Raw genomic sequence first — 11,662 nt, 5'->3', positions numbered from 1 at the left:
TTTCCCATGATCGCACGCTCAGTGGGACCGTCCCCCGCGGACGATCGTTAACCGGGGCTCGCGGGAACGATCATCTTCATCTCCGGCCATCTGCGCAAGCAGAACCGGACGGCAGATCGTTATCGCGTTTCGAGCCGCCACACCGTCGATTTGGATGGCACCCTTGCCGATGAGCTTTGTCATGGTGCGCGAGACTGTTTCGATTGTCAGTCCAAGGTAATCGGCTATGTCCTGCCTCCCCATGGGAAGCTCCAGCGTGGTCCGGTTGCCTGAGGAAGCCGCTTGGCGCCGGAGTGTCGCCAGCAGAAAGGAACAAAGGCGTTCCTCCGCGTTCTTGGATGACAGGAGCACCATCTGATCCTGCGCTGCCGCCATCTCGTCGGAGACCAGAGCGAAGAGCTGTGGGCGCAAGTGATCACTCTCGGTCACCGCTGCATCGAACCGGCGTCGTGACAATCGCCTCAGGGTTACAGACGTCACCGCCTCGGCACTGTAGAGATAACGCCCGCCAAGCGAGATGCCGACGATATCGTTTGGATAGAGGAAGCCGGTAATCACGCGCCGTCCGTCGGCGATGATCCGAAAAATTCTCAAGGTACCTTCGAGAATTTCGAAAACATCGACCGCATCGTCGCTCTCAAAGAAAAGCGCTTTTCCCGCTGTCAAATGTTCAAACGGCTGCTTGCAGAACAGGCTGTGAAGGCTGGTTTGGTGATGGACTGCGTGAAGAGCAGTCGTCCCACTTTCATAATTCTGAGTTGTACTAAGCATAACCGTGCCTCCAATCTCGATGCACGCAGTTGACTCGCGTGGCGTGACGGGCGGATGCTGTTTCCGTGACAATCTATGGAATTGCGTAACACATTGTAACAGGAGGGGATAATGGCGCGGCAAAATCCTGCGACAGCTCACATCCTCATCGTCGATGATGATGTGAGGATCACTCAAATGTTGAAGCGATATCTCAACGAAGAGGGCTATTTAACCAGCGAGGCCAAGGACGGTGAGGAGATGCGCCTGCAACTTGCGCACACACAGGTCGATCTCATCCTGCTGGACGTCTCTTTGCCCGGAGGGGCCGATGGTTTTGATCTTGTTCGGGAGGTGCGAGCGGCGTCCGATACCCCGATCATCATGCTGACCGGTCGAAATGACGTTGTGGACCGGATCATCGGGCTTGAGATGGGCGCCGACGACTATCTCGCGAAGCCGTTTAACCTCAGGGAGCTGCACGCCAGGCTGAAAGCCATTCTGCGCCGGCGAAACGTGCAACCTTCCGAGCAGGAAGAGACCGACAAGATCGTCCATTTCGACCGCTGGGCTCTGAACCTTACGCGACGCGAGCTGTCATCAGCGGATGGCGAAGGTATCCATCTGACAACAGGCGAATACGACCTCCTTGCTGCCTTTGTGGCCCATCCAGGACGCGTGCTGTCGCGAGATTTCTTGCTAGAGGAAACAAAAGGGCGCCATCTCGATGCCTATGATCGGGCAATCGACGCTCAAATCGTCCGGATTCGGCGCAAGGTGGAGGTCGACCCCAAACAGCCGCAAATCATTCGCTCCATCCGGGGCGTCGGCTACATGTTCGCCGCACGCGTCAGCGTGGCGAAGGTTGCTTAGAGGGCGATAGGTCATACGTTAAACCGGCCCGCGGTACTTTGAAAGTCGAGGTGTCGCCCAGGAGCCAGTGGTCGGTTTTGGCGACGGGCCAGACGTGGATGCGATTGCATCCTTCCTCTGCAGCGCGGTGTTTCGCATACTCCAACAAGCGCCCTGCCACGCTATGCTCATTGAGGAGACTTACGGACGCGAGAACAGGAACTTCCAGCTGTTTGCTCAAGCCACTTTGCGTGCTGACAAATACCAGGGAAATCCCGCGGACAACCCCTGCCGGGTCAATTACAGTAAGCCAATTTCTCCGGAGGTCTTCTTTGGAAGTCGCTGCCTGCCACTCGGCAAGATCAATGTTCGGAAAGAGATGCCGAACGATTGCGTAAGCACGAGCAACGTCCGAGGCTCGAAGTGCACTGACCGTATAGTCCGCATCCATCTCCATCCCCCCGTTGCACCGATAATCTTTGGTGGACCGGCTGAGCCTGCATTGACGGCGGTCAACGCAACGACTGCAGATGTCGAAGGGTTAGCGCGGGTGAAGAAAGACGCAATATGGACGCTGAAGCGCCTTCTTCAGCGCGTAGCGTGAGGATCGAAGGAGAGCGCAAGGATGTGCTTATCCATTCGCCCGATGAACCTGGAAGGCATGCCTGCTCGGAAATCAGGCGACGGTCTTCAACTGGTCCTCTGCCAACATCCGCTGCGCCACAAACGCCTGACCCGCAATGGCTCAACGATCAACGCCCCGTTGCATTGCGCTTTATCAATGAGAGCCGCACCATTCCGGGTGAAAGAGTTACCGGAGGCGAGCCACCGAGAACGACCGTTTTGAACACGCGGCCCCAAAGCCCAGCCATGCGGTCGCAGGACTACTGAATGATTGCCATTACAGCGCCGTGTCGAGCCGCGGGCTGCAAGAGGACGTGAAACAAGGACGCCTTTATGACGGACAAGCTTCTCCTCACCTTCAATGCCGGATCTTCATCCGTGAAAATCGGCATCTTCAGAGTGGACGGTGAAAGGCCTGAGCGGATCGGCAAAGCCGTGGTCGATTTTGCAAGCGACCCCGTGTCGCTGCATCTGAAGGAAGGTCCGGCGCAGTTCGAACTGTCGCTGGAAGGCGCTTCCGGCGACGATCTTGCCGGCCTGATGGACAAGGTGTTCGGGGAACTGAGTGCCCATTTCGATCTCGACGCCGTCACCTCCGCCGGTCACCGCATCGTCCATGGCGGCGACGTCGTCGACGGTCCCGTGGAACTGACGACCGCGACTGTTGCGAAGGTTCGGTCGTTGACGGCACTTGCGCCACTCCATCAGCCCCAGGCGCTGCGGATGATCGAAGCCGTCCGGCACCTGCGCCCTGATCTGTTCCAGACCGGCTCCTTCGATACGACTTTCCATGCGACACAGTCCGACCTCGTGCGGCGTCTCGCAATTCCGCGCGCCTATCATGACGAGGGCATCAAGCGGTACGGCTTCCATGGACTGTCCTATCGCTACGTCGCCGGTGCACTGGCCGCCAAGGCGCCCGGTATTGCGGACGGCAAGGTCATCATCGCCCATCTGGGCAGCGGCGCCAGCCTCTGCGCCATCGAAAACGGTCTCAGCCGCGATTCCAGCATGGGCTTTTCGACGCTGGACGGAATCCCGATGGCAACGCGACCCGGCTGGCTTGATCCCGGTGTGCTGCTGCATTTTCTGGGGCCGCTCGGCAAGTCGGTCGAAGACGTGGAGGACATGCTCTACCACAAGTCCGGCCTGCTGGGTGTTTCAGGCCTTAGCGGCGATACGCGCGAGCTCCTGGAGAACGACAGTGAAGAAGCGCGGGAGGCAATCGATCTCTTCACGCTCCGGATCGCCGGCGAGGTCGGGAGGCTTTCATCCACGCTCGGCGGGCTCGACGGCCTCGTCTTCACCGCCGGCATTGGCGAGAACCAACCGGAGATCCGCAGGCGTATTACAGACCAGCTTTTGTGGCTGGGCGTAGAGCTGGACGGTTCGGCCAATCAAAACAACGCGCTCACGATCAGCACCGCGGCAAGCCGCGTTGCCCTTCATGTCATCGCTACGGATGAAGAACAGATGATCGCAGAGGAGTGCCTGTCCGTTTTTCGCGCGGGGGAAAATCCCGCCACCTGACGGCACCCCGGAGGCGTCGCTCCCAGTCACGACAGTAATTTTCGATCACTCGCCCTTTCGAAGGAGCAAGAAGATGCAGCTACGTAACAACCTGCCCGTCACGCCCGAGATCAGCACCGAGGAGCTGACGCTCATCGACCGCTATTGGCGGGCGGCAAACTATCTCTCAGTCGGGCAGATTTATCTTCTCGACAACCCACTGTTGAAGGAGCCCTTGAAGCCGGAGCATATCAAGGCACGGTTGCTCGGCCACTGGGGCACGACGCCCGGCCTCAACTTCATCTACGCGCATCTCAACCGGATGATCCGCAACCGCGATCTCAGCATGATCTATGTCTGCGGACCCGGCCATGGCGGTCCCGGCATGGTGGCGAGCACCTATCTCGAGGGCACCTATAGCGAAATCTATCCGGACATCTCCGAGGATGCCGAAGGTATGCGGAAACTGTTCCGGCAGTTTTCCTTCCCTGGCGGGATTCCGAGCCATGCAGCGCCGGAAACCCCGGGCTCGATCCATGAAGGCGGTGAACTCGGCTACGCTCTGGTGCATGCCTATGGCGCAGCCTTCGACAATCCGAACCTCATCGTCGCCTGCGTCGTCGGCGATGGCGAGGCAGAGACCGGACCGCTTTCCGCAAGCTGGCAGTCGAACAAGTTCCTGAACCCCGCCCGCGACGGTGCGGTGCTGCCGATCCTGCATCTGAACGGCTACAAGATCGCCAACCCAACTCTTCTCGGCCGCATGGCCGACGAAGACATCGAGCACCTTTTCCGCGGACACGGCTACGAACCGTTTTTCGTGGAGGGCCATGAGCCTGCCGATATGCACCGGCAGATGGCTGCGGCATTCGAGACGGTTTTCGATCGCATCCGCACGATACAGGCCGAAGCCCGCGACGGTACGGTGTCGGAAGGCTTCCCACGCTGGCCGATGATCGTGTTTCGCAGCCCCAAGGGCTGGACGGGACCAAAGGAAGTCGACGGCAAGAAGGTCGAGGGTTTCTGGCGCGCTCATCAAGTGCCGGTCTCCGGCTGCCGTGAGGACGACGGGCATCGCAAGGTCCTCGAGGACTGGATGCGGAGCTACCATCCGGACGATCTGTTCGACGCCAACGGCCGGCTGAAAGAGGAATTGCGGGCGCTTTCGCCCGGCGGCGAACGCCGCATGGGTGCCAACCCCCACGCCAATGGCGGCCTTTTGCGCAAGGAACTCATCGTTCCCGACATCCGCGACTATGCGGTTCCCGTAAAGACGCGGGGCGCCGACATGGTGCAGACGACGGAGATCCTCGGGAAGTATCTGCGCGACGTGATGAAGCGCAACGACGCGAATTCGAACTTCCGCATCTTTGGTCCGGACGAAACGGAATCGAACCGGCTCGGCAATGTCTTTGAGGTCACCGACCGCGTCTGGATGGAGAAGATCGAGCCCTACGACGTGCATCTGTCCCGTGACGGCCGTGTGATGGAGGTGCTTTCAGAGCATCTTTGCCAGGGCTGGTTGGAAGGTTATCTGCTGACCGGCAGGCATGGCCTTTTCTCCTGCTACGAGGCCTTCATCCACATCATCGATTCGATGTTCAACCAGCACGCCAAGTGGCTGAAAGTGTCGAGTGAACTGCCATGGCGCAAGCCCGTCTCCTCGCTCAACTACCTGCTCACCTCGCATGTCTGGCGGCAGGACCATAACGGCTTTTCCCACCAGGACCCGGGCTTCCTCGATCTCGTTGCCAACAAGAAGGCGGATATCGTGCGCATCTACCTGCCGCCGGATGCCAATACTCTGTTGTGGATCGGCGACCATTGCCTGAAGACCTGGGACCGCGTCAACGTGATCGTTGCCGGCAAACAGCCTGAACCGCAATGGCTGACCATGGACGAAGCGATCCGGCATTGCGAGGCCGGCATCGGCATCTGGGACTGGGCTGGCAACGAGGACGGTGCGGTCGAACCCGACGTGGTGATGGCCTGCGCCGGTGACGTGCCGACGCTCGAGACGCTGGCGGCGGTTTGCCTGCTGCGGGACGCGATCCCGGAACTCAGCATCCGCGTCGTCAATGTCGTCGACCTGCTCGCCCTGCAATCGCAGGACCAGCATCCCCATGGTCTCTCAGACGAGATGTTCGATCGTCTGTTCACCACCGACAGGCCGGTGATCTTCGCCTATCACGGTTACCCCTACCTCATCCACCGGCTGACCTACAAACGCACCAACCACCAGAACATCCATGTTCGAGGCTTCATCGAAGAAGGCACGACGACAACTCCATTCGACATGACGGTGCTGAACGAACTCGATCGCTTCCATCTCGCGATAGAGGCGATCGAACGCGTACCCGGTTTGAAGGACAAGGCAGGCAGCGTGATCGCGATGCTTGAGGACAAGCTGGCGGAACACACACGCTATGTCCGCGAACATGGCGAGGACATGCCGGAAATTCGCGACTGGAAATGGAAAACCTCCAAGACGGTTGGATAAAAGGCCGGGCATCAAACGAAGCAGCCCGACCTATCACGCTCGGGCTGCTTTGAGCGGAAGCACCAAGTCCCCTTGACCACGATCAATGCCCTTTCCTGCGAGTGGAAGACTATCCGGTCTCACACTCAAAACTCGGGGACACGATGACGACATTCTCATTTGAGCAGCGGGAGCAGCGCGAGACGAAGTTCAAGGCGATCCTCCTCCAACGACAGCAGTATCTGCAAACACGCCTCGAAAAAATCGAGCATGACTTTGAACAACCTCGTAATCGCGACGACGACGATCGTGCGGTCGAACGCAACAACGACGAGGTTCTGGATGAGCTCGGCGAGGCGGGGCAAACGGAGCTGTTGGCGATCGAGGCCGCCCTTCACCGGGTAAAGGAAGGCACTTTCGGTATCTGCGCCAAATGCGGCAATGCCATCAGCGACCAACGTCTCGACGTCGTCCCGCACACGCCGTTCTGCCAATCCTGCGCACACGCGCTTCAGCATCTCTAGACCGCCCTATGGCGGCGTTACGGGCGAAGGCGTGAATTCCGGCGGTGGCTGCGTCTCGGGCGCCTTGCGTTGCGCAAGATCAAAGGTCTCCAGCATCGCATCTGTCAAAGTGAATAAAAGCTGCGAGAGGATTGTTTGATGTTGGTCAGGGACTTCATGACACAGAGGCCGATCTGCGTGTCGGCGAACACGAGTATCAAACATGCGATCCAGCTGATGCTCGATCACAAGGTCAGCGGTCTGCCGGTGATCAGCGACGATGGTCAAGTCGTCGGGATGCTGACGGAAGGCGATCTCTTGAGTCGGAGCGTCTTCAATCTCGGCCCGCAGTCTCCACCGAAAGACCCTGACGATAGTTTCTTCGAAAATTACGTGCGAGCGCACGGCACCACCGTGGCAGATTCCATGACAAAGGACGTTATCTCCGTCTCGCCACAACAATCGCTTGCGGATGTTGCAGCGCTTGTCAGGACGCATGGTATCAAACGGTTGCCCGTACTTCAGTCGGAAAGGCTCGTGGGGATCATCAGTCGGAGCGATATCATGCGGGCCGTGACTGCAAACCGCGATGCCGTGGCAAAAGGAGATGTCGCGTTGCGGCTTGCAGTTTTGACGCGGCTGCGCTCGGAGCTCGGCCTCGAGCCAGAGCGACTTACAGTTGAGGTCAGGAATTCGATCGTCGAAATCTTCGGCCCTGTCCCCTCGCCTGCGCAAAGGCGTGCCATGCAAGTCGTGGCAGAAAGCGTTGCTGGTGTAGCCGGCCTGATTTTCGAAACCAACTGCGTTGAGACACTGGACCACTGACGCGACGTTCGCCCTGTCTGACGCCTTTCGGTTGTCCACATAGGCGGGCGCAGGCGGCGACCGCCCCTCAAAACGAAGACGATCATGCGCGAGCGATTTCGTACGGTCCGTCCTTCGCAGGCACTGTTCGGCTTAAAATCCTGGAGGTGAGACTGGCATCTCCGGTAGTCCGACAACCAGAATCTGATCGATCACCTTGGTGACACCCAGAGTGTTCTCAGCCGCGACCCGCGCAGCCGTCTTTTCGCGTGCATCCAGTACCCTCCCTTCCAGTGTGACCACAGTCGCGTCGACGGCCACCGTGATGGTGTCACCCCACCGTTGCCGGTCATATTCAGCCTCAAGTCCGGCTTTGATATCCGCGTCGATTCGATCGACGGCGGACGCTGACATCTGTCGGATCAGGGTGCGCATGATGTCGGCTCGCGTGACGATGCCGACGAGCTTGTTATTTTCGACAACCGGCAGGCGTTTGATGCCGCGATCGCCCATCAGGTTCGCGGCATCCTCGACGGTTATCCATGGCTCTACCGTGATCGCCGGCGAGGACATGACTTCGCTCACCTCTTTCCCGAAAGCTTTCGCGTAATCCTCCGCCAACGCACCGCGTGACGAAAACAGCCTACGCCACATCCCGGGCGAAGCCTGCGACCTAAGCTCCCCGCGTCGCAGGAAATCGCTTTCACTGATTACGCCCAGCACCTGCTCGTCATGATCGATCACAGGCAGACCGCTGAACCCGCAATCCAACATGGTGTTGGCCGCCTCCCAGATCTTGGCGTCTGGGTGAAGAGAAATCGGATCTGTCGTCATGATGGATCGCACGGTCTGCATGGTTTTTTCTCCCTCGTTGTGGGGAGGTTAAACCCGCGGCTGGGGCCGTCCTTGATCTTCATCAACGATCACCGCTTCGAGCGCCCCAGTCCGGGCAACGCGCGTGCGACGAGGCCGGTCTGAAGATAATGGACCTGTTGGGTCTCCCGAAAGCGCTTTCGTACCCATCGATTGACAAAGATCATCGCCATCTCTTCCGAGGCTTCTAGGCTTGCTTCATCCAAGACCTCTGAAATGATGGAGCCAACCATGTCGTTCAAAACTATTCTTGCTGTCGTCGGTGAACACGGCGCCAACGCCGATATTGCCAAGGCCATCGAGCTGACAATTGAGTCAGACGCGCATCTTTCGATCATGGTCATCGGCACGGCGTTGCAGCCGATCACGTCCGACTATCCCGTGGGGACCGCCTGGCTTGAGCAACGGCAGGAAGAGATAAAGGCGCTGGTCAACGTCAAGACGGCCGCCGAGGCGCTGTGCAGCCAGAGCGCCATTTCCTTTGATATCGATCACTTTTACGACGACAATTTCATCCTTCAGAGCAATATCGGCGTGCGCGCCATGTATGCCGACCTCGTCATTCTCGGCAACAGCGTCCGGCGCGAAAGAGGGTTGCGACGTCTTGTGGTCTCGGCTGCAGCCTTTGACGCCCGCACGCCGATCCTGCTGATCCCTTCCAAGGGCAACATCACTTTTCCGCCCAAAAATGTTCTTCTCGCCTGGAATTCCAGAGCGGAATCCGCAACAGCCGCCAAGGATGCACTGGATATTCTGAAACGAGCCGATGCCGTGCATGTCGTTCTCGTCGATCCGGATGGTGCCTACTTCAAAAACGGGGGCGAGCCTGGCGCAGACGTTGCCGCATTTCTCTCGCGACATGGCATAAAGGTTGTCGTCGAACAGCTGGCGAGCGGCGGCCGAGCAACGGAGGACATTCTCACGCAGCATGCATTGGAGACCGGCTGCGACATGATCGTCATGGGAGCCTACGGCCATTCGCGGCTGCATGAACGTATCTTCGGCGGTGTGACGGCAACCTTGCTGGAATCTTCGGATTTTCCGATATTCATGGCCCGATGAGCGGCTGTCACGCACAGTCTCCGAACCTTAGGCGCATCGGCTGCGGTCGGGCCTCTCGTTCCGTCCGGCGCGTTGACGGCCTCACGGCCGTCGCGCGCCCGATGGTTCTCGTGGTTCAGGGCTTGGTCCGCCCGGCACGTTCCCCCGTCGCTGACCCGGTCGATCCTATGCAAATCGTCTCGGCGGCAACCGGGGTTGGGAATACCGCACTCTTAAGATTGCAATCCTGATCATGCGGTCGGTCCCTGGTAGCGGATCCCGGTGACGGTCCCCTGCCTCATCAACAAGCGCTTGAAGACGAGGATGACTATGCCCCTGGAACACTGGCTCCGGCCGTTACGGCCCCTTCTCGTCGCGGCCCCGATCTTCGGGCTGACAATAGGATTGATCGCCTGGCACGGCGGATTTCAGGATCTCTATGCCACATCGCTGGCGCTTGCGACCGGCCTCGTCATGGTCGCCCTCGTTGCCCAGATCATCGCGCGGATTGGCGCCGGTGAAATCGGTCTGGATGTCATCGCGCTTCTCTCAATGGGCGGAGCCCTACTTTTTGGCGAATACCTTGCGGCGGCGATCGTGGCCTTGATGTATTCCGGCGGTCAATATCTCGAGAATGTCGCCGAGGGCAGAGCCCGCCGCGAGATGACCGCGCTTCTTTCGCGTGCACCTCATGTGGCAACGAGGCGCCGTGAAAGCCAGATGGAGGAAGTGTCGGTCGATTCCATAGCGGTTGGCGACTGCCTTGTTGTTCGGCGTGGCGATCTGGTGCCGGTCGACGGAACCGTGAATGACGGCGAGGCTGTTCTTGACGAGTCCGCACTGACAGGCGAACCGCTGCCTGCCAAGAAACGCCCGGGCGATGTCGTCATGAGCGGGGCCGCCAATGTCGGTGACCTCTTTAATATGACCGCCACAAAAGCAGCCTCCGACAGTACCTATGCGGGCATCTTGAAGCTTGTTGAGGCGGCCCAGCAGAGCAAGGCGCCGATGTCCCGCATGGCAGACCGGTATGCGTTGGTCTTCCTGACCGTCACAATCGCAATCGCTTTGCTGGCTTGGTGGATTTCCGGGGATCCCGTCAGGTCCGTCGCTGTCCTCGTGGTCGCAACACCCTGCCCACTCATCCTCGCCGTACCGATCGCTTGGGCTGCTGGTGTCTCAAGGGCGGCAAGCTCCGGTCTTCTGATCAAGGGGGCAAAAATCCTTGAAGAGCTTAGCATGATCCGGACGCTGGTGCTCGACAAGACAGGGACGCTGACCGATGGCCGACCGACCCTGCGAGAAATTTCTACATCTTGGCCGGAGGACGAGTTTCTGCGCCTCGTCGCCTCGCTCGATCAGGCATCGAGTCACGTGGCCGCCAAGGCGCTGGTTGATGCAGCGCATGCCCGGAACTTGAGCCTTGTTTCGCCGGAACAGGTGAGCGAGGAACCCGGCGAAGGAATTGCCGGGACGGTTGGCGACAGAAAGGTTGCCATCGGTGGCATCAACTTCATCGCCTCGGCCTACGGCGTTGAAATCAACGACGCACACACACCAGGAACCATCGCCGCAGCGGTCGCGATCGACGGGAAATTTGCCGGCATCTTGTTGTTTTCGGATCAACTGAGGGCGGGAGCTGCTTCGGCGTTGAACGGTTTCAAGGCAATTGGGGTAACGCGGATCATTCTGGCCACGGGCGACCGCGCGATTGTCGCACGCCAAATCACCGCCGGCCTGCCTTTCGATGAGGTCAGAGCCGACCTCTCGCCAGGCCAAAAGATCGACATCGTCAAGGATGAAAAGACACGCGCGCCGGTGATGATGATCGGCGATGGCGTGAATGACGCGCCTGCCCTTGCTGCAGCGAATATCGGACTTGCCATGGGTGCGCATGGCTCAGCTGCCGCCATCGAGTCGGCCGATGCGGTTCTGTTGGTGGAGAGGCTCGACAGGATTGTGGAGGGCATCGCGATTGCGCACGCCTGTCGACGGATCGCGCTACAGAGTATTTTTGCGGGCATCGGTCTGTCGGTTGGCGCGATGATCCTCGCCGCAGCGGGGTATTTGACGCCGGTGCAAGGTGCACTGTTTCAGGAGATCATCGATATCGCCGTCATCCTCAACGCCCTGCGTGCCCTGAGAATCCGACCTTCCGCCTCGCGTCTGTCATAACGCGATTGGCGTCGCGCCTGTCTATTCTACCGCCACTGCTTGGTTTGGCTTG

At 59.3% G+C, this 11,662-nt stretch carries 9 protein-coding genes; 7 read left to right on the top strand and 2 right to left on the bottom strand.

All coding sequences use genetic code 11. The annotated features are described in order from the left end of the window. Nucleotides 1–18: 18 nt before the first annotated feature. Entirely contained in the window at nt 19–843 is an 825-nt protein-coding gene (locus BLW69_RS14495; RefSeq protein WP_244508839.1) for a Crp/Fnr family transcriptional regulator, read from the bottom strand. 39 nt (nt 844–882) lie between these two features. Between BLW69_RS14495 and BLW69_RS14490 the strand changes: the two genes are divergently transcribed. The 5 genes from BLW69_RS14490 to BLW69_RS14465 all read left to right on the top strand — a co-directional run bounded on the left by BLW69_RS14490 (nt 883) and on the right by BLW69_RS14465 (nt 7,542). Next, the gene (locus tag BLW69_RS14490; RefSeq protein WP_092662915.1) at nt 883–1,623 is read left to right on the top strand and encodes a response regulator; all 741 of its coding nucleotides are present in this window, start codon (nt 883–885) and stop codon (nt 1,621–1,623) included. A 936-nt stretch (nt 1,624–2,559) separates the two neighbouring features. Then, nucleotides 2,560–3,756, top strand: a complete 1,197-nt coding sequence (locus tag BLW69_RS14480; protein ID WP_092662911.1) for an acetate/propionate family kinase — start codon at nt 2,560–2,562, stop codon at nt 3,754–3,756. A gap of 73 nt (nt 3,757–3,829) precedes the next feature. Further along, nucleotides 3,830–6,235, top strand: coding sequence for a phosphoketolase family protein (locus tag BLW69_RS14475; RefSeq protein WP_092662909.1), 2,406 nt, complete (start codon nt 3,830–3,832; stop codon nt 6,233–6,235). 143 nt (nt 6,236–6,378) lie between these two features. Then, a complete protein-coding gene (locus tag BLW69_RS14470) occupies nt 6,379–6,738 on the top strand; it encodes a TraR/DksA family transcriptional regulator (protein ID WP_092662907.1) in 360 nt (119 codons plus the stop codon). A 138-nt stretch (nt 6,739–6,876) separates the two neighbouring features. Continuing rightward, on the top strand, nt 6,877–7,542 hold the full coding sequence (locus tag BLW69_RS14465) for a CBS domain-containing protein (protein WP_092662905.1): 666 nt from the start codon (nt 6,877–6,879) through the stop codon (nt 7,540–7,542). A 132-nt stretch (nt 7,543–7,674) separates the two neighbouring features. Here BLW69_RS14465 and BLW69_RS14460 read toward each other — a convergent pair whose 3' ends face one another. Then, nucleotides 7,675–8,376 carry a CBS domain-containing protein gene (locus BLW69_RS14460; RefSeq protein ID WP_092662903.1) on the bottom strand — a complete coding sequence of 234 codons (702 nt, stop codon included), beginning with the start codon at nt 8,374–8,376 and terminating at the stop codon, nt 7,675–7,677. A gap of 249 nt (nt 8,377–8,625) precedes the next feature. On the opposite strand from BLW69_RS14460, the gene BLW69_RS14450 reads away from it, so the two are divergent. Both BLW69_RS14450 and BLW69_RS14445 read left to right on the top strand, forming a co-directional pair. After that, nucleotides 8,626–9,456 carry a universal stress protein gene (locus BLW69_RS14450; RefSeq protein ID WP_092662899.1) on the top strand — a complete coding sequence of 277 codons (831 nt, stop codon included), beginning with the start codon at nt 8,626–8,628 and terminating at the stop codon, nt 9,454–9,456. A gap of 303 nt (nt 9,457–9,759) precedes the next feature. Then, nucleotides 9,760–11,610: a heavy metal translocating P-type ATPase gene (locus tag BLW69_RS14445; protein ID WP_244508838.1), complete on the top strand. Its 1,851-nt coding sequence runs from the start codon at nt 9,760–9,762 to the stop codon at nt 11,608–11,610. The last annotated feature ends 52 nt before the right edge of the window (nt 11,611–11,662 follow it).

It is taken from the genome of Rhizobium sp. NFR12, assembly GCF_900108545.1.
GTDB lineage: Bacteria > Pseudomonadota > Alphaproteobacteria > Rhizobiales > Rhizobiaceae > Neorhizobium > Neorhizobium soli.
Note: the sequence above shows the minus strand (reverse complement) of the source record. Positions and strands in the feature narration are given on the sequence as shown.

What these genes read in the sequence shown, in the direction of transcription:
- BLW69_RS14490 (WP_092662915.1), top strand. Translation starts at nt 883, where the DNA reads ATGGCGCGGCAAAATCCTGCGACAGCTCACATCCTCATCGTCGATGAT.
- BLW69_RS14480 (WP_092662911.1), top strand. Translation starts at nt 2,560, where the DNA reads ATGACGGACAAGCTTCTCCTCACCTTCAATGCCGGATCTTCATCCGTG.
- BLW69_RS14475 (WP_092662909.1), top strand. Translation starts at nt 3,830, where the DNA reads ATGCAGCTACGTAACAACCTGCCCGTCACGCCCGAGATCAGCACCGAG.
- BLW69_RS14470 (WP_092662907.1), top strand. Translation starts at nt 6,379, where the DNA reads ATGACGACATTCTCATTTGAGCAGCGGGAGCAGCGCGAGACGAAGTTC.
- BLW69_RS14465 (WP_092662905.1), top strand. Translation starts at nt 6,877, where the DNA reads ATGTTGGTCAGGGACTTCATGACACAGAGGCCGATCTGCGTGTCGGCG.
- BLW69_RS14460 (WP_092662903.1), bottom strand. Translation starts at nt 8,376, where the DNA reads ATGCAGACCGTGCGATCCATCATGACGACAGATCCGATTTCTCTTCAC.
- BLW69_RS14450 (WP_092662899.1), top strand. Translation starts at nt 8,626, where the DNA reads ATGTCGTTCAAAACTATTCTTGCTGTCGTCGGTGAACACGGCGCCAAC.
- BLW69_RS14445 (WP_244508838.1), top strand. Translation starts at nt 9,760, where the DNA reads ATGACTATGCCCCTGGAACACTGGCTCCGGCCGTTACGGCCCCTTCTC.